General features: G+C 40.1%; 17 protein-coding genes. 9 read left to right on the top strand and 8 right to left on the bottom strand.

What is annotated here, in order from left to right; all coding sequences use genetic code 11:
• The first annotated feature begins 2 nt into the window (after positions 1-2).
• The 3 genes from PT285_RS09435 to tnpB (PT285_RS09425) are packed head-to-tail and all read left to right on the top strand — an operon-like array spanning position 3 to position 4,229.
• Positions 3-3,899, top strand: coding sequence for an SLAP domain-containing protein (locus tag PT285_RS09435; protein WP_277149992.1), 3,897 nt, complete (start codon positions 3-5; stop codon positions 3,897-3,899).
• A 38-nt stretch (positions 3,900-3,937) separates the two neighbouring features.
• Positions 3,938-4,096, top strand: a complete 159-nt coding sequence (gene tnpB / locus PT285_RS09430; protein ID WP_277149989.1) for an IS66 family insertion sequence element accessory protein TnpB — start codon at positions 3,938-3,940, stop codon at positions 4,094-4,096.
• Positions 4,077-4,229 (top strand): IS66 family insertion sequence element accessory protein TnpB, encoded by a 153-nt coding sequence (tnpB, locus tag PT285_RS09425; protein ID WP_277149988.1) that lies wholly within the window; start codon positions 4,077-4,079, stop codon positions 4,227-4,229. The genes tnpB (PT285_RS09430) and tnpB (PT285_RS09425) overlap by 20 nt, the downstream gene beginning before the upstream one ends.
• Before the next feature lie 77 nt (positions 4,230-4,306).
• Here the strand turns inward: tnpB (PT285_RS09425) and PT285_RS09420 are convergent, their stop codons facing one another.
• A complete protein-coding gene (locus PT285_RS09420; RefSeq protein WP_277149986.1) occupies positions 4,307-4,609 on the bottom strand; it encodes a hypothetical protein in 303 nt (100 codons plus the stop codon).
• A 115-nt stretch (positions 4,610-4,724) separates the two neighbouring features.
• Here PT285_RS09420 and PT285_RS09415 point away from each other — a divergent pair, with 115 nt between their 5' ends.
• The 3 genes from PT285_RS09415 to gltX all read left to right on the top strand — a co-directional run bounded on the left by PT285_RS09415 (position 4,725) and on the right by gltX (position 8,232).
• On the top strand, positions 4,725-5,267 hold the full coding sequence (locus PT285_RS09415) for a dUTP diphosphatase (protein WP_277149983.1): 543 nt from the start codon (positions 4,725-4,727) through the stop codon (positions 5,265-5,267).
• 9 nt (positions 5,268-5,276) lie between these two features.
• On the top strand, positions 5,277-6,653 hold the full coding sequence (radA, locus tag PT285_RS09410; protein ID WP_277149981.1) for a DNA repair protein RadA: 1,377 nt from the start codon (positions 5,277-5,279) through the stop codon (positions 6,651-6,653).
• A gap of 73 nt (positions 6,654-6,726) precedes the next feature.
• Positions 6,727-8,232: a glutamate--tRNA ligase gene (gltX, locus tag PT285_RS09405; RefSeq protein ID WP_277149979.1), complete on the top strand. Its 1,506-nt coding sequence runs from the start codon at positions 6,727-6,729 to the stop codon at positions 8,230-8,232.
• Positions 8,233-8,336: 104 nt separating this feature from the next.
• On the opposite strand, the gene PT285_RS11460 is transcribed toward gltX, so the two are convergent.
• The 6 genes from PT285_RS11460 to PT285_RS09380 form a co-directional block, all read right to left on the bottom strand.
• Positions 8,337-8,444 (bottom strand): helix-turn-helix domain-containing protein, encoded by a 108-nt coding sequence (locus PT285_RS11460; RefSeq protein WP_374211493.1) that lies wholly within the window; start codon positions 8,442-8,444, stop codon positions 8,337-8,339.
• A 35-nt stretch (positions 8,445-8,479) separates the two neighbouring features.
• Positions 8,480-8,620, bottom strand: a complete 141-nt coding sequence (locus PT285_RS09400) for a hypothetical protein (protein WP_277149977.1) — start codon at positions 8,618-8,620, stop codon at positions 8,480-8,482.
• Entirely contained in the window at positions 8,610-8,870 is a 261-nt protein-coding gene (locus PT285_RS09395; protein ID WP_374211492.1) for a type II toxin-antitoxin system RelE/ParE family toxin, read from the bottom strand. The genes PT285_RS09400 and PT285_RS09395 overlap by 11 nt, the downstream gene beginning before the upstream one ends.
• A gap of 18 nt (positions 8,871-8,888) precedes the next feature.
• A complete protein-coding gene (locus PT285_RS09390) occupies positions 8,889-10,106 on the bottom strand; it encodes an ABC transporter permease (RefSeq protein ID WP_277149975.1) in 1,218 nt (405 codons plus the stop codon).
• Complete coding sequence (locus PT285_RS09385; protein ID WP_277149973.1) at positions 10,099-10,989, bottom strand: ABC transporter ATP-binding protein; 891 nt, start codon at positions 10,987-10,989, stop codon at positions 10,099-10,101. The genes PT285_RS09390 and PT285_RS09385 overlap by 8 nt, the downstream gene beginning before the upstream one ends.
• A gap of 66 nt (positions 10,990-11,055) precedes the next feature.
• Positions 11,056-11,676, bottom strand: a complete 621-nt coding sequence (locus PT285_RS09380) for a helix-turn-helix domain-containing protein (protein WP_277149971.1) — start codon at positions 11,674-11,676, stop codon at positions 11,056-11,058.
• A 303-nt stretch (positions 11,677-11,979) separates the two neighbouring features.
• Here PT285_RS09380 and greA point away from each other — a divergent pair, with 303 nt between their 5' ends.
• Positions 11,980-12,444, top strand: coding sequence for a transcription elongation factor GreA (gene greA / locus PT285_RS09375; RefSeq protein ID WP_277149969.1), 465 nt, complete (start codon positions 11,980-11,982; stop codon positions 12,442-12,444).
• 206 nt (positions 12,445-12,650) lie between these two features.
• Complete coding sequence (locus PT285_RS09370; protein WP_277149967.1) at positions 12,651-16,694, top strand: BspA family leucine-rich repeat surface protein; 4,044 nt, start codon at positions 12,651-12,653, stop codon at positions 16,692-16,694.
• Positions 16,695-16,807: 113 nt separating this feature from the next.
• On the opposite strand, the gene PT285_RS09365 is transcribed toward PT285_RS09370, so the two are convergent.
• Positions 16,808-17,539 (bottom strand): SLAP domain-containing protein, encoded by a 732-nt coding sequence (locus PT285_RS09365; RefSeq protein WP_277149965.1) that lies wholly within the window; start codon positions 17,537-17,539, stop codon positions 16,808-16,810.
• A 181-nt stretch (positions 17,540-17,720) separates the two neighbouring features.
• On the opposite strand from PT285_RS09365, the gene PT285_RS09360 reads away from it, so the two are divergent.
• Positions 17,721-18,983: an SLAP domain-containing protein gene (locus PT285_RS09360; RefSeq protein WP_277149963.1), complete on the top strand. Its 1,263-nt coding sequence runs from the start codon at positions 17,721-17,723 to the stop codon at positions 18,981-18,983.
• The last annotated feature ends 139 nt before the right edge of the window (positions 18,984-19,122 follow it).

Here is a 19,122-nt window from a genome sequence, read left to right as displayed (position 1 = left end):
TGATGACTAGTAAAAATAATCAAACCGAACGCCTAAGGAAAATGTCGATGGAAGACAAGCAGGATCGTTTTTCAATCCGTAAGCTTGCAATTGGTGCTGCTTCAGTCCTGCTGGGGTTCAGCTTTGTGGCTGCCAGCGGGCAAATTGCAAAGGCTGATACAATTGATTCAAATGGTCAAGAAACAAGTACTGAAACCAGTAATCAAGACAAGAAAATTGCAACGAGTGTTAAAGTTTCCAATAATGACAAGTCAAAAACAGATATAACTACTTATTCTGGATTACATAGTTTCTTGCGTAGTTCAGAAAGAACGGAACCAACACAGGGCCAAAGCTCTAATGCTTCTTCTGAAACTGAAAATACAAGTCAAAAACAAGATAATGGTTCAGGTAAAATGCAAACTGATAGTGCTGAAGATTTAGCTAATGCTGCAACAGATTTACAGACAGAAATTGGCAAGGGCGATGATTTTGTCAAGACAGAACCATATAAACAAGCTACAGCGGACCAGCAACAAGCAGTGAGCATTGCGATTACGCATGGCAAGGAGGTGTTAAATAAATATAATCATTTTGTTAATACGAATGATGAAACCTTAAAGGTAAGTTTGTTTGATTTGACCGATGCCAAAACAACTATTGGTGCGATGATTACGGCAGCTATTCATACAGCTGGTACGCAATCATTGGATAATTTGACTGATTATGGTGATTGGAAACTGCAATACTCAAATATTACTAAAATTTTAATTATTAATGGTGGGAGTTCTAATAATACTAATGCTCTTGATAGTACACTTTATGAATTTTTGTCTCAATCTAATGTATTAGGTAATGAAGCTGATAATATACAGTATATAGATATAAATTCAGATATTAAGCTTAAACAAGATCATATTGGGGATCTTCCTATAATTCCCCCTAGTACAGTGCCGAATCATTATGGTGTGTTTGGCAATTTACAAGGATTGAAAGAAATTCGTGGATTGAATCATATTAAGCATGATGGATCTGGCGGCACTATGGGCTTTTCGTATTTGTTTGCAGAAGATCCAGTATTGACGACGTTAGATTTTAATGGCTTTAAGACAGATGATGTAGAATCTTTTGATAGTATGTTTGCAGATGATACTAATTTGGAAAAAGTGGATAATATTTCCTTTAATGCTCAAAGTGTGCGAACTATGTCTCGTATGTTTTATATGAACAGCTCTCTTAAAGAATTAGATTTAAGGAATTTTTCAACAACCATTAATCCTTCTTCAAGCGTTATTATGTCAAACATGTTTGATGGTGATGGAAATTTAAAAAAGATCACCTTTGGTAATCAGTTTGTTACATCTAGGGTAACAAAAATGGATTCCATGTTTAATAATGATGGTGCTTTGACTGAAATAAATGGATTAAATCAATTCAATACTTCAGGTGTCACGGATATGTCTAACATGTTTGCGTCAACTGGTGCTAATGAGAATTTGGATCTTAGCAATTTCAATACTTCTCACGTAACTACGATGGCTGGCATGTTCCAAGGTTCTACTGTTAAAAAGATAACTTTGGGCAATGGTTTTAGCAATAACCCAGGTTTACTTGATGTATCTTCAATGTTTGCAGGAGCTGACGCAGACTACGAAAATTTATCTAGTATAGTAGGTCTTAATAATTTAGATACTTCTCACGTAACTACGATGGCAAATATGTTCAATGGCACTACTAAATTAAAGGAACTAGATCTTACACCACTCAAATTTACGCAAAATCCAACCACAACTGATATGCTAACTAATGCTGGAGATGAAGATAGGTTTGTTTTAACTCTTGGACATAATGTTAAGCTAGGGACAGGTTCTGGATTGGGAAGCTATGTCACTGGAACAGGATACAGAGGTTATATACGTGAGCTGGGAACGGGAACTATTTCTGATCCGTCGGGTCAAGTATATTTACCTAACCCAGATTTTAGTGCTTTACAAAGCATTTATAGTTCGGGTAGTGCTCCAGCCAACAAGACTTACGTAATTTTTGATCAAGGACCGGATAATAAAACATTTATTCCAAGTAAGTTAACTTTAACGGTTCATACTGATCAACGTAAAATTGATTCATTGGAAAATAAATTAAATTCACTGATATTTACGGAAAGTGATCCGATTACCTCGGTTCCCAAACAATACACTGGTGCTCAGCTTAAAGGTTTAGATGACCTTTTGTTGCAAAGTAACAAAACTATTACTGGGGTTAACTGGGTACCTAATAAAGCATTGTCTGCTGGTAGTAACGACGATTATGCGATTACGGAACCGTCTTCGTCAACTGGAGTAGTAACTGATACAGCAGGTACTCTTAATCATAGTAGTATTACAACTAGTACACCAACACCACCGGAGGGACTAATTAAAGTTGATTTTGGTGATGGTTCATCTGTCTATGTACGTGTGCAATTTAAAGTCCAAGCAGCTACAATTAAACCAAGTGCTCAGGCTTTTAATAGCAGTACAGATGTGATCGCGTTAGATAAGAGATTTGATACAAATAGTGTTCCTGGGAGTTACATCAGTTTAACCGGTGTTCCTGAAACTGATGGGGTTTACTTTACTATCAGAAAGTATGCTACTTCAGAAAAGTTTAAGCCATTATGGGATAGTAGCAAAGTAGAAAGTGGTAGTACTACTGGTGATAATCCTGCAGTATTGCCTGCAGACGTGATTATTCACTATGCTGATGGTGCTGAAGAAACAGTGGGCTCAGTTCCTATAAAGATTAACAGTATGGAAAGTTGTAGTCCGGTGGGCAGTTTGAACCGGCAAACTTATCCAAATGCTAAAAACACAAGTCTTTTAGCCAATATGAAAGTTAATGCCATAAGTCAGGATAAGAACATAACAAACGTTGTTTGGACTGATGCTACCGGAATACCCAATCCTGGGCCTACGCTTACAGAGGTAGGTACACAATCTGCTTATGTTAAAGTAAGTTATGCAGATGGCTCATGTAAACTAATGCCGATATCAATTCAAGTCATTGCCCAACCCAAGCCTGGTATTTATGATGATGTAACTCATCCAGGAAACATTGGGGTTCCGCAATATACCGACATTGGTAATGATCAACAAGTTGCAAATAACGCTGCTGCTAGTGCATCTGTACCGGCTGGAACAACTGCAAGCTGGGGCGACAATACTTTGCCTAACACCAACAGCCAAGGCGATAAGGGATACCACTTTATTAATGTAACTTACCCAGATGGTTCTACGGCTTCAATTCCAATCAATATTAATGTTGGGAATGCTGTTACAAAGGATATAACCTTAAAGCATAATGCTTATATTTATGGTGCTGATGGTAAACGGGCTAATGGCATCACATTGAAAGCAGGTTCTACTGTAACTACGTATGGTACTAAGCTTATTAATGGTCGTGAATTTTATCTGACGAAAGATGCCGATTACTATTTAGCTGCAGGTAATGATAAACCAGCAGAGCGAAACCTTGTGCAGGCTGCCAATGTATATAGCAAGAAAGGTAAGAAGCTCAAGACTGTTAAGCACGCGGGAACCACGGTTAAGACTTATGGCGCACCAATTTTGATCAAGGGTAAGGAATATTACTCAATTGGCAAGAATAGGTACATTAGTAAAGATAGTTTCCCACCAACTCCGGACACAACGCTTCCGGGCTTAAATAAGGGCAGCCTGTCAACAACCGGTAGCCGGATGCGTTTGAAGAAGAACACCTATCTTTATGATGAGAAAGGTCAACGTGCAAATAGTTTGATCCTGAAGTCGGGGTCAATTATTCAAACTCATGGTTCAATTCAGATTAATGGTAAGACCTACTATGCTGTTGATACTGGTGAATATATTAATGCAAAGAATGTTGATGAGAACTGGCTAGGATAGATTAAGAAAGAGACAATTTTTGGATTGTCTCTTTTTGTATGCGTGCGCCCAGCAAGGGAATTGATGGACTAATTACGGTTGTCCAGAATCAATTTAAACTGGATCCTTATTGTAGTAGCTTATTTTTGTTTTGCGGCACGCGTAAAGATCGCTTTAAAGGCTTACTATGGGAAAATGATGGCTTCCTACTGTTATAAGCGCTATGAGAATGGTCGTTTGCAATGGCCGAGCAATCAAGATGCTGTGCGGGAACTATCAGCTAAACAGTTAACTGGATTACTGCAGGGCTGGTCATTGGAACCGATTATTCATCCTTACCAATTGTCATAGAAGTCGCCAGCTGTTATTGTGTAGCGCTTTCATTTATGCTAAACTCCTATTAATTTGTCTTAACTTCGGGGTTCAGATCAGTATGGCTTGTGATACCAATATTTATCAAATTTTGGATGCTTGGAAAAATAAGCAATTATCATTGGATCGAGCGGCCAAATCTTAATTTTTGATTCCTTGGCAATTAAGAGGGCTGTTTCCATACGGTGTGCTAACACTTCCTGCTGCTTTTTCTCATAACTGGGGTTAATGAAGAAATGGTTCATCACCCAAACTTCTCCATCTTTTCGTTTTATCTTGTCCATCGTCCAGCGGCAGATTAAGACATCATCGTCATCGTATTCTTCAAAAAATTGGTGGGGGTCATCGATACTAAACATAATTTTTCCTTTTTAAAAAATAATTAATTCTTTTTCGTATTTCATTATAGAAGATTTTCGCTAAAATAATTAAAAAATATTGTAGAATGATATTTAGCAACTAAAGGAGTTAAAAATGGCTAAAACACGTGGATTTGAAATAGTTTCTAAATATCAGAACCAGGACTTGAATTTGCCGCAGCGGCAAACACTTGCCAGTGCCGGCTACGATTTGGCGGCGGCAGAAGATATTATTATTCCCAGCATTTGGCAGTTGAATTTTGTGCGGATTTTTCGGATGATTAGAAATGGACACCAGCTATATGAAAAAGATTACGAATTGGCCGAGCAGCTGCTGCAGCCGGTTTTGGTGCCAACCGGAATTAAGGCCTACATGCCGGAAGATGAGGTGCTGATCTTGGCTAACCGCTCGTCAAATGTTGTCAAACGGCACCTAAATTTGCCTAACGGTATTGGTGTGATTGACAGCGATTATTACAATAACGAAAACAATGAGGGGGCAATTTTTGTTGCCATCCTTAATTATGGCGTGCGGCCGATGCGGATTAAAAAAGGTGACCGCATTGCCCAAGGAATTTTTGTTAAATATTTGAAAACCGATGATGACCAAGCCATTGGCCGCAAACGCGTCAATGGCTTTGGTTCGACTAACAGGTAAGGAGACGCAATGGCACGGGTTAAAACTAAATACAAATGCCGCTCCTGCGGGTATATTTCGGCAAGCTACTTGGGGCGGTGCCCCAACTGTGGTGCATGGAACCAGTTTGAAAAGGAAACGGAAGAGGTTCAGGTGCGGTCGAGCAAGGCCAGTCCCAGCCGTTTGATTAAGAAGACGGGGGTTAATGAGCCGGTTAAGCTTGATGCAGTTAAGGCGGAAAAGGAAGCGCGGATCAAAACTAAATCGGAAGAATTAAATCGCGTGCTTGGCGGCGGCATCGTACCCGGCTCGCTGGTTTTAATTGGTGGTGACCCCGGAATCGGCAAGTCGACCTTAATGCTGCAGATTATGAGCGGCTTGGCGCAAAAATTTAAGGTGCTCTACGTTTCTGGAGAGGAATCTGCCAATCAGATCAAGCTGCGGGCCGACCGTCTGGGCTTGGGTACCAGCGATATGCTGCTCTATCCGGAAACGGACATGCACGATATCCGACAGCAGATTGATGACCTGCAGCCGGATTTTGTTGTGATTGATTCAATTCAGACCATGAATGAACCCAGTCTGGATTCGATGACCGGTTCCGCTTCCCAGGTGCGGGAAGTGACCAGTGAACTGATGAAAATTGCCAAGATGAATGCCATCACAATTTTTGTTATCGGGCACGTGACTAAGGAAGGCGCGATTGCCGGCCCAAAAATCATGGAGCACATGGTGGATACGGTTCTTTATTTTGAGGGGGATGAACACCATTCCTACCGGATTCTGCATTCGGTTAAAAACCGCTTCGGGGCCGCCAATGAAATTGGCATGTTTGAGATGGTCAATGAAGGATTGAAGGAAGTTACCAATCCGTCGGCAATTTTCCTTGATGAGCGCCTGCCGAAGTCAACCGGCTCGTCCGTTGTGGTTTCGCTTGAAGGAACGCGGCCGCTGCTGGCAGAAATTCAGGCGCTGGTGACACCGACGGCTTTTGGCTATGCCAAGCGGACAACCTCGGGCATTGACTATAACCGTGCGGCTTTGCTGCTGGCAGTGCTGGAAAAGCGCGGCAACCTGATGCTGCAGAATCAGGATGTTTATTTGACGGCTACGGGCGGTATTCGCTTGAATGAACCGGCAGTTGACTTAGCCGTCGTGATGGCAATTGCATCCAGTTACCGCAATAAAGAAATTCCCGCGACAACCTGCTTTGTTGGCGAAGTTGGCTTAACAGGCGAGGTTCGCCGGGTCAACCAAATACAGGCACGAATTAAGGAAGCGGCAAAAACCGGGTTTGAGCATATTTATATTCCTAAACATAATATGCACCCCAGCCTGCAGAATTTGGGGATTGATGTCATCCCCGTTTCCAGTATTCCCCAAGCATTAAAGTTAGTTTTCGGCTAGGAAAAATTGAACTTTTCTGCTATAACGGGTAAACTTAAATTGTTTAATTTTACTATTGAAAGAGGCAAGAATTTTGGCTAAAGAAAAAATTCGTGTAAGGTATGCGCCAAGTCCAACTGGCTACCTGCACATTGGTAATGCACGTACTGCACTTTTTAACTACTTATTTGCTCGTCATAACAAGGGCACACTTGTTTTAAGAATCGAGGATACCGACCAGAAGCGTAACGTTGAGGGCGGTTCGCAGTCGCAAATTGACAACCTGCATTGGCTGGGGATTGATTGGGACGAAGGCCCCGATAAGGGCGGCGCTTACGGCCCTTACCGTCAATCTGAGCGTAAAGATATTTATAATAAGTACATCCAGCAATTGCTTGATGAAGGCAAGGCTTACTATTCCTTTAAAACCGAAGAGGAATTGGATGAGCAGCGCGAAGAGCAGCGTGCAATGGGCGTTGCGCCGCACTATATTTATGAATATGAGGGCATGACCGCTGATGAAATCAAACAGGCTCAAGATAAGGCTCGTGCGAAAGGTTTGATTCCGGTTGTCCGGATCCATATTCCAGAAATGGTAACTTATTCCTGGGACGATATCGTTAAGGGACACATGAGTTTTGAATCCGATACCATCGGTGGCGATTTTGTCATTCAAAAACGTGATGGCATGCCGACTTACAACTTTGCGGTTGTGGTTGATGATCACTTAATGAAGATCACTCATGTTTTACGTGGAGATGACCATGTGTCAAACACACCAAAGCAGCTTTCCGTTTATGATGCATTGGGCTGGGAGCCGCCGAAGTTTGGCCACATGACCCTGATTATCAATGCGGAAACCGGGAAAAAATTATCCAAGCGCGAGCATGACGAGTCTGTTTTGCAATTTATTGAGCAATACCGTGACCTCGGCTATTTGCCGGAGGCAATGTTTAACTTCATTACCTTGCTGGGTTGGTCACCGGTCGGTGAAAATGAGATTTTTAGCCAGCGTGAACTGATTAAGCAGTTTGATCCAAGCCGCTTATCCAAATCGCCGGCTGCGTTTGACCGCAAGAAGCTAGAATGGATTAACAACCAATATATTAAGAAGGCTGATCGCGATACCTTGCTGGATTTGGCTTTGAATAACCTGCAGGAAGCCGGTATGGTGGAAAAGGATCCAAGTCCAGAAAAACTGGAATGGGTTCGCCAACTGGTGAATATTTACTCTGTGCAAATGTCGTATACTAAGCAGATTGTTGAGTTAGCCAAGATTTTCTTTGCCGCACCAAAAGATTTGAGTGAAAAGGAAATTGAGGAAATCCGTAAGGATGAGGCAAGGCCGGTTATTGAGGAATTCAAGAAGCAAATTGATCTGATTCCGCGCTTCACGGCACCGCAAATTATAAATGCTGTTCAGGCAACGCGCAAAGAGACCGGGATTAAAGGCCGCCGCTTGTTTATGCCGATTCGGATTGCGACCACTAGATCAATGGTGGGCCCAGGAATTGGCGAAGCCATGGAGCTTTTAGGCAAAGAGCGGGTAATTGAGCACCTCGATTTGACCTTGAAGCAGATGGAAGCTAACGGATTGTAAAGTTAATTGTTGATAAACAAAAAATCGTATTACTTTTATTTAGTAGTACGATTTTTTGCTTCATTTACTGTATAAATTTTTAACACTGATATATTTTATTAATCTTAATAAAAATTCAGACTAACATGTTTTCCTAAAGCTTTTGCAAGTTTCAAGAAAGTTTCGATACTAATATTTCCGTTACCTTTTTCTGCACTATTAATTGTTCGCAATGAAACTTTCGCTTTTTTAGATAGTTCAGCTTGGGTCAAGTTTTTTCTTTTCTCTCTTCTACAAGAAAATCTGCAATTTGCGCTTTTAATTCTTCTTTTTCTGCTAAAGCAACAAATTCTGGATCTTTTAAATCATCTTTGAACATATCATTAAATGAAATATTTTTATTTTTCATAATTTTTGCTCCATTCACTGCGTAAATTTTTTGCATGTCTAATTTCTTTAAACGGAGTACGCTGAGATTTTTTTGTAAAACCGTGCGTAATAATATAGTGATTATTTTCAATATGAAAATAAATCGCTCTTTGAACATTTGTACCAACCTTAGATCTAATTTCGAATAAATTATTATCTAACTTTTTTATCCACTGCCGTTTTATTGCTGTTTCAATTCCTAAATCTTGAATATGTAATATTTTGCATATGCAAGAAGTTAAGCTATATTACTTACGTTTAAATATTTTCCACTTGCCTGAGCTGTTGTCGTTTTGCAGCATTAGCCTGCCGTAAATTTTAGAAATGTAAACAAGGACAACTGCAATCGCTGCGATTAATAAGAGTAGGGAAAGAATACTTTCCCACGGACTCACTTGGCTGCCAAACTGACGCAGCGGCATGAAGTATGAAGAAAATAACGGCACATAAGATAAAATTTTTACCAGTAACGAATGCGGCTGTGACATATAAGCAAAGGCAAGTACAAAGGCCACAACTGAAATTAATGTCGGCCATTGTGCTGCCTTAGAAGCATTGTCACTTGATTTGGAAATAGCACCGAAATATGCCGCTAGGATCACATAGGCAACCACACCTAAAATAATGTAGAGTATGATACTGCCAAGTACGTTATGGAGAATTTGACCAATTAATCCTTGATTAGTTTCCAGCCACTTTTTCGCTGGTGCAATATATTGCGAACACAGCCAAGCCGCAAACCCCAGAACTATATAAGCAGCTATCTGTGTGACAATCATCAGTAAAATCGCAATCACCTTGCCGCAGAAGTAAATCCCGGGGGTGGTGCTGGAGAAAATGATTTCAATGATTTTGTGACCTTTGTCGGCGACAATTTCTTGGGCCATAATCGATGAATAGAGAATTAGAATAAAGTACATCACAAAGACGATCACCATAAAAGTCAACGCTTTGACCTCGCTATTATCGGTTTTGCCACCTAACTGTTTAACCTTAAGTTGTGCTTGTGCTTGTAATTTCTGTACTTGACTTGCCGTTAGCTTGGCAGATTGAACATTGAGCGTACTCTGCAATTGAAGCAGGCTAGGCTGGACATCTTCCCTTGTCGGTGCATTGTCACTGTCACCTTGGTATAGTTTGGCTTGCAGTTTGCTGTTTTTTTCATTAATAATAAGGTAACCTTGGAGCTGATCTTTTTTGGTCAGTTTTTTTGCTTGCGTAACTGAGGTTACCGCTTTTTTTATTTTGAGCTTCTTTTGTTGCTGGATAAACCCTTGCCGTAACGCGGGTTCCTGACTAATCACGGCAATTTCAGGCTTACTTGAGTTGTTATTATTTGCTGTAAAGTAACCAATTCCTAAACTTACTGCCAGCATGATGAAAGGTCCGATCACAAGTGACAGAAAGCCCCATGATTTAACTTGCCGTGAATAAGTTTCGCTAATAATTGTCCATAATTTACTCATTGGTATTACCTGCTTTCATGCGGAAGATTTCGTCAAGACTAAGCGGCTGCTGACTAAATTGCTCAATATATTTACCTTGGGTCAACTGGTTAAAAATTTCTTTGCCCGCCGCTGGATCTGTTAATTTCAGCAAATAATGTTGTTTAGATAATTCTTGGACATGACTAGCTCCAGGAAGCTGGTTCAGTTGGCCCTTTGTCCAATTCGTCGTCACAAATAAGTTAATCTTGCCAAATTGATTGCGGACATCGCTGACCGAACCGTTCAGTACTGTTTCACCCAGGTTAAGCATTACTAATCGGTCGCAGACTTCTTCAACATTGGCCATGTTGTGGCTTGAAAAAATAATGGCGGCTCCGTCTTGCTTGCTCTTCAAAATTGCCTGCTTGAGTAACTCTGCATTGACCGGATCAAGGCCACTGAACGGTTCATCCAAAATAATCAGTTTGGGGTGGTGAATCAAGGTACAGATCAGCTGCACTTTTTGCTGGTTGCCTTTTGACAAAGACTTAATTTTAGTCTTGCGGTCACCCTTGACCTCAAAGCGCTGCAGCCATTCGTCGATTAGTTTGCTATTAGCATTAAAATCCTTTAGTTTTGCTAAATAACTGATCTGGCGTTCAATTGTCAAGTTAGGCAGCAAACTTCTTTCTTCCGGCAGATAGCCGATTTGGTCGAAAACTTGCGGCGTGATCGGTTCATTTTCCCAAGTGATTTTGCCTTGATATTCAAATAGGTTCAAAATGCTGTGAAATAGAGTAGATTTCCCCGCACCGTTCTTGCCGATCAAGCCCAAAATTTGCCCAGGTTCAACCGTGAACGACACATCTTTTAGCGCAGTCAGCTCACCGAAGCTTTTGCTGACATGGTCGATTGTTAACATATGTTGTCCTTCCTTTTGTTCAATTATTAAATTTATTATATCAGAATATTAAAATTGGCTTCAACTCTATTTTTTATCAGCATACATTTTGATTAAAAGTCCTGTCAAAATTCCCATACTGACACCCAGCATTTTAACTGCATTGGTTATTTGCCGCATGAAAAAAAGATCCAGACTAAATAAAATTCCTAAAGTTGCGATGAAAGTTAATGCTTTCATCATTTTGGGCATTGTTAAAAATTTCTGCCAATGATACTCCAGCCCTAATTTACTTTCATGATCAAATTTGTTTAGATCAGTGATTGTTAACGAAATAAAACTAGTTAGTACCAACAATAGAGAATAATTTATATGCGTATCCAATTTTATAAAATCAAACAAGCTAGCAATAAGAAAAATCATTATGATACTATTTACCATCAACAAGTTCCGCTTAATCGGTCTCAGATTATTGACTACTTCCTGTTTCTCTAAATTTTCCCGCATCCCCGTATCTTCTTTCAATAGTTCATCCAGCGAAATTTGGTAATAATCACTCAATTTAATCAGGCTGGCAATATCGGGATAGGATTTTTCATTCTCCCAGTTGGAAATGGTTTGCCGGGACAACATAAATTCATGTGCAACCTGTTCCTGCGTCAAATTTTTGGCTAAACGTGCCACCTTTAAGTGATCACCAAATTTCATTGTTTTTTCCTCCTATGACCAATTCAATCTTGAGTTTCATCGCGGCAAAATTCAAGCAAAGATTCTTTGCGCACATGCCTGACAAGAGTTTAGCGCTTCTTAGAAATTATACCAATTTGCTAAAAATGAATTCAATAAAGAATTAGTGTGGATAATAAAGAGTTCAAAACAATTCATTTTCGTTCAAAATCGTTCAAATTCGTTCATATTAAGAGTGCAGCTAGTAAAATTAATTGCTTCGTTGCCTTTTTTCCGCTGACAACTATAATTAATTAAGAATAGTAATTGTGAAAGGCTTATTGCATGGTTTATTTTCAAAAGATGACGCCAGACGGCTACCAAAAAATCAAAGATGAAATTGCCCAGCTGAAAAAAGAGCGCCCACGCCGCATTAAAATTTTGCAGGAAGCACGCTCAATGGGTGACCTGTCGGAAAACAGCGAATATACTGAGGCCAAGCGTGATTTAGGCCACTTGCAGAGCCGGCTGCGCTACCTGGATAAACAGCTAAAGTATGCCGAAATTGTTGAGAAGAGCGCCGATGGTACGGTGGATTTAGGCAAAACCGTCCAGCTCAAATTTGCTGACGATGAAGAAGTAGAAACTTACCAAATAGTTGGTCGCCTTGAAGCCGATCTTGATAACGGCAAAATGGCGTTTGATTCGCCTTTGGGTCAGGCAATTATGAAAAAAACAGCGGGGACAACGGTAACGGTTGCGGCTCCAGCAGGCGCTTACCAAGTTACGATTGTTACTGTTGTTGAATAGAAGCTTAAAATCAAATGGGATGGCTCTAGCGCTTAGTTAGGGTTATTTTTTATAATAACAAATATTTTTAATATTATTCTGCATATTTCTTTACAATGCCAACTTGGGCCTTTATTCTTAAGAAACAATATGCAACTATAATTTTTATTACAGAAGGGGAAGATATATTGCTAGGTAAAAACAATTTAAGAAGTAATTTACAAAAAATGGAACAGCAGACGCAGAAAGAGCGTTTTGCTATTCGCAAATTGACAGTTGGCGCTGTTTCGGTACTTTTGGGATTGGCTTTTGTGGGAATGGCTAACCAAACGGTGAAGGCAGATACGGGCTCGTCTACAGAACAAACGGAACAAAGCAATAACAAGAAGACTGCCCCAGCAGCACAGACAGGTTCGCAATCAAAAAGCACGGCGCAGCCGACTAAAACAAATTTGTCCCAGTATTCTCAGTTAGACGCTTTTTTAAAAAATAACAAAACGGCTTCACAAAATAAGCAGAATACAGGTACACAATCTGCTGGACAAAAGCAAAATAATAATGCAACTAATACTTCCAGCAAGACCAATTCAACGTCAAATCAAACAGCGGGAAACGTTAGCACCAAAGAAGCGCCAACTACGCAAACAGTTACTGCTCAATCGGGAACCGATGGTCAAGCACAATGGAATTATGACGCAGCTGCCAAAACGTTGCATTATCGGTCAGGAAGTACCGGAAATACCTTGTCGTCAACACCAATTAATGCTACGTCGCCGAATACTAGTATTCTTGATAGCGAAAATGCAGCTGACTTGGAATACATTACATTTGACACTCCGGTTGTGTTAAATAATTATTCCAGCGAAAAATTTGCTAATTTACCGTCATTAAAAGGCATTAATGGCTTAAATAATGTTGATACCAGTCAAGCAACCTATATGAGCTGGCTTTTTAGCGGTGATAGGAGCCTAGCCAGCTTAGACTTAAGTCATTTTGATACCAGCCGCACAACCGACATGTCCTACATGTTTAACAATACGCCTAATTTAACCAATCTGGATTTAAGCCATTTTAACACCAGCCGTGTCACTAACATGGCTGACATGTTTAATATCAGTTCTTACAGCGACGGCAGCAAGCGGACCAGTTTAGATTTAAGCAGTTTTGATACCCGGCAGGTGACGGATATGTCGGGCATGTTCAGCAATAATAATAATTTAACCGATTTGACGCTGCATAATTTTAATACTGCGAATGTCACCAATATGGCTAATATGTTTTCCGGTATTGGTGCCAGCACGCTGGACCTAAGCAGTTTTGTCACTAACCGGGTGACGGACATGTCCTGGATGTTTAGCGGTGCTAGTCGCTTAACTAGTCTGGATCTTAGTCATTTTGATACCAGCAATGTGCGCAGCATGGCTTGGATGTTCAATGGTACTAATTTGTCCAGCCTTAATCTTGCCGGTTTTAATACCAGTCAGGTGACAGATATGTCCAGCATGTTTAGCAGCATGAGTAAGCTGACAGAGCTTGACTTGGCTAATTTTGATACCAGCCGTGTTACTAATATGCAAAATATGTTTGCGTACACCAGCAGTCTGCCAAGTTTAGATCTGAGCAGGTTTGCTACCAATCAGGTTACCAATATGCAAAACATGTTTAATCAGGCTGGCAGTCCCGACCGTTTTGTCTTGAAAACGGGACAGCAGCGGTGGGCCGCTAATGCCCAACTAGGGTCTGGGCATAATCATGCTAAGGCGGTAAGAAGTGGAACCATTGCTTCTCCTGCGGGTTCAGCTTTGACACTTGGTCAATTGCAAAATGTATACGCTAATGCTGATCAAAATCAAAGACCAGCCGAGAGTTATGTTTTGTATGCGCTGAGTGATAAGGAACGCTACCAGCCGCTTGTTCAAGCGGCATCGGCGCATGGTGATGTCGGTCAACAGTTAACGGCAGCAAGCTTATTGACATTTTCTGATCGCAAGCTTAATGCCGATAAAACGGTGGGTGACCTTGATGCATTAACCGATAGTATTAATAATGATCAAAAAACCGTTACAAGTATTTCGTGGATGCCTAATAAGGTTCTAGATAACAGTAATAATTTGGTGACTGGTGGTGTTGTCAGCGATGCGTCTGGAACGCTTGTTGCCGATCAGGATACCTCGGACACTAACCAGGGCAATGCGCTGATTAAAATTCAGTATGGTGACGGTTCGTTTGCCTATGTACCTGTGAACTTAACCGTGCGAACAAACTATGCAGGCAAATATGCCAATGAAATTTCAATCGGGGATGCGATTGTTACCCATGTGTATAACACGGGAACAGTGACGCCGCCAGACTTTACCGATAGTGATGATATTGACAATATTATTACGATTGATGATCTAGATGATGCCAGTGATGTTGTTGATCATCTTGGCTGGGCACCAGGCTCGGGCATCCCAACACATATCGGTGATGATCAAACCGAATATATTATTGCTTATTATAAGGATGGCACGCAAAGTGCGCCGCTGGCAATTGCGGTCAATGCCTTTGGCGGTGTCAGTACCGGCAAGGCAACCCAAGTTGCCGTTAATGATACTGACAGTTTAACCGCTAAAAAAGCAAAGAGTGCCCTGGTTAAACGCAAAGTCCGTGAAATCACCAGCAATTTTCCGAAAACGACTTTCAGCTGGGCCGCTAATGCCGACGGTACGGGAGCAATTGATCTCAGTCATTGGGATGAAGTCGGTACTAACCGTGATGTTTATGTGGTAATCAAGTATCGTGATGGTTCGAAACAGATGGTTAAGGTGCCGCTTCATGTCAAGGGACTTGCGGAACAGAATACGGTAACCCAAACGAAAGATTTGCTGCTGCATGCGGTTACGAGTAAAGATGTTCAACCCTCAGCCGAATTTAGCAATCCTAGTTCATTTTTAGCGAATGCCAGTGCAGTTACTGGTGTTACTTGGAAAACTAGGCCTGATGTCAAAGCTGTGACGGATTCTGGGAAAACGACTGCAGGAACATTGCAGCTTAAGTTCAGTGACGGCAGCACGGCTGACTTGTCCAACGTCAAGGCAGCGGTTGTTGGTGCCCAAAGTGCCGACAAGGCAACAACAGTGCAAGCCGATGCTCCGCAAGACTTGACGGCGATAAACGCCAAGGCAGCATTAACGCCTGCAAGTACGGCTGCGATTACCAGTAAATATGGGCGGGCAACATTTGCTTGGGCCGCTAATGCTGATGGTAGCGGCACACCCGATCTTTCTAAGTCTGATACAGGTAACCATGATCGTGCTGCCTATGTGGTAGTTAATTATCATGACGGCACTAAGCAGGTTGTTGAGGTGCCGCTGCATGTTAAGGCCGCAGCGCAAACAGTCCAGCCAGCACCGACACCCGTTCCAACTGCAAAGCCAACGGTCCAGCCAGCGTCAACATCTGTTTCCACACCGGTTTATCCGGCAGCAACACCAATAATTAAACCTACACCTGAGCTGCCGGTGACGGAAGTCTTGTTAAAACATGATGCCTATTTTTACAATGATGAAGGCCAACGTGTTAATGATCTGGTTGCTAAACGGGGCTCCCGCATGACAGCTTCCGGGGTTAAAACGATTAACGGCCGCAAGTTTTATCAATCAAAGGAAACAGGTTACTATCTTGCAGCGGGCAATAGCCGGCCGGTAACTAGGGCGTTAACGCACAATGCCTATTTATATGATGAAGATGGAAAGCGGCTGGAAGACAATGTCTTAACAGCGGGCAGTCAGGTTGCTACTTACGGTTCACCCGTTAAAATTAAGGGCAAGCAATATTACATTAGCGACCAGGGCTATCTTAAATATGATAACTTTCCGGAAACAGCTGACCAGCCGGAGCAGGTAGAAAGTGTTGCTACTGATGATTCCGGTGAGTCGAAGGTGCTGGGGCATCCGGCTTACTTATACGACGAAAATGGTAACCGCGTGGGTAATTTAATTCTTGCACAGAATTCAATTGCTAAAATTCACGGTACCAAAATAATTAACGGCCGCAAGTATTATTTGACGACCAATAATCATTACTTGGTTGCGGGCAATATTGACGGCACGAAGCGGCTGACAAGCCGGCGATCGATTGTTTATAATCGTTATGGCATTAAAACTGCGAAACGATTAGCTAAAAAAGGGCAGGTTACTACTTATGGCAGTAAAGTAAAAATTGGCAGACATATTTATTACAGCCTTGGCAATAATAAATATGTCAGAGCAGCTAATTTAAAGCACTAAGTAAAAAAAGTTTCAGTTGAATGCTGCTTCAATTGAAACTCAAAATTAGGATAGATTATTAAACTTTATCTTAGGACTAATTTCGATATTTAATCGGAGTTAGTCCTTTAATTTTAGTCTTTTGATGAAATTGGATATTTTTTCTTCTCACCTGTAAGATTATAAGGAAGAATGGCCTGTCTACTTTTAACATTAACTGTATTGGTCCAAACATATTCGTTTGAATTCTTTATTTTATAGAATTCCGTTATACCTTGATTGCCATAGGCATGCTCAGATAAGTCATATATACCTGCTTGTTGAGTTATTGTCACTTTTGTCCCAACTGTTAAATATTTATTAGTTTTAACAGCATGATAATCAAAAACAGGTTCTTTTCCAGGGGTTCTTGAATATTTTAAGTCTTTAATTACTCCTGTTGCTTCATTAGTATAAAGTTGATAATTATTTATTTGCCCAATATTGGCTGCTTTAATATAGCCGCCATGACCGATACTGTAATACTCTTGACCTTTAATCGTTTCATAGGGGAGATAGAACCAATTCCATTTATTATCATGAAATGAGTATCTTTTTGTACTCGGATCATCGATAGCCTGTATTTTGGCTTCATATTTTACTGTTGTACCCTTCTTAAGTAAACTACTACTTCTCAAATAAGAAGATAATTTTTGCCCCTTTCTATTATAAATACGCGTATTATGATTTAAAGTTAAAGTTCCTTCTGTAGAATTTTGGTTAGCTGTTTCTATTGCATGAACCTGATTAGTCATTGTTGATATTATCGGGGGAGTAGCTAACATTACAGCTGCTAAACTAATTGCTATTTTTTTATTTTTCTTCATTTATTGTTGCCTTCTTCAAAAAAATAATATGACCCTTTTATTTATTAGACTTCTTTGGTGATTGATTAAAATTAAATTTTTAAAAACCAGCAAATCTTGATATAAAAATATTTAACTTTAATTTTTAAGATAACCTGCTATAGTTAATTATAATACTATTATAAATTTTGAGGTGAACTTTATGAAATTAAATAAGAAACTAATAATTACTACAATTGCTGCTGTATTAGCTTTAGGTGTTAGTGTACCAGTAATTGAACATTCTGCTACTTCTGCATTGGCTGCTACTTCAAGTACTAATACGATGCGGTTAGCTCATGGTGCTTATGTTTACAATAAAAATGGGAAAAGACTTAAAAAATATCGTGGCAGCCGATATAAAACCCATTTGCGTAAAGGTGCTAATGTGCAATATGCAGGTACAGTTGAACCAATCGATCGTGATAGCAAGCAATACTACCTTCTAGATAACGATAATTACAATCAATCATGGTTGCCTTATAGAGAAGTCAAAGGCAAGTATTATTACAGTATTGGTCATGGTGGTTACATTAATGCTGCTAATGTTAATGAGATTAATGGTCAGCCGCTCTATGTAGCAACTGCTACCGTTACAATTTACGACAAATACGATGACTTCCCTAAAAAAGGACTATACGTTGGCTCAGGCTCTGAGCGTACTCTCATTAAACCGGGTAAAAAAATCACAGTTGATCGTATTAGTACAATTCCTACCGGAAATTCAGATTCAACAGCTTATCGAATAACTGGTACAATCGATGCCTATGTTATTACTAAATTTGTTAAAACTCAGCCTCGTCAAAAATTAGCTACTTACACTACGTATACTTATGTCGGCTTAAAGCAAAATAGTAATGCTTACAAAATTTCATCAATTATTAATCCTGAAATTACTAATAAAAACGTTACACTTACAAAAAATGAAGCTCTTCCAATAATTAGAGAAATTTATGTTTGGGTACCTAAAGACAATAAAGCCGAATTATTTTATCGCTTAAAATATTACTCTCCTGAAGAATCCATTAATTACGAAAATGCAATCCAAAATCAACTGTTTTATGTTAAAGCAGCTGATGCCGTTTACTTATCAGGTCCGCAATTGACACCAGCTAATACTCCTGAAGAAGCTCAAATAGACGCTAAAATTGCAACAGCAGCTGACAAGCAAGATTTACAAAAATTAATTAATGAAGAAGAAACAGTTAAGACTAGTGCTAACTACAACAATTTCTACTATGAAAATACTTATAAAGCTTATTATGATGAAGCTTTAAAACAGGCTAAAGCCATCAATTCTTCAACTTCAGCAAGTATTGCTGAGGTAAAAGAAGCTGCTTGGTATTTAACTACACAACAGCAAACATTATTAAACGTTACAAAATCTAATAATGAAAACGCTGATGATACCATGCCTGTCAGCTAAAGTTTAATCAAAATTAGGTTATTTGCCCCATTTTTAGGTAAATATAGTTTTAGGATAGAATAATAAAGAAAAACAGTTGCAGCAGATTTCCAAATAAGAGATAATCTGCTGCACTTTTTTACTTTCCACTTTTAATTAT

The sequence above is a fragment of the Lactobacillus sp. ESL0791 genome (genome assembly GCF_029433255.1).
In the GTDB taxonomy this organism is placed as follows: Bacteria; Bacillota; Bacilli; order Lactobacillales; family Lactobacillaceae; genus Lactobacillus.
This window is presented reverse-complemented; position numbering and strand designations above follow the sequence as displayed.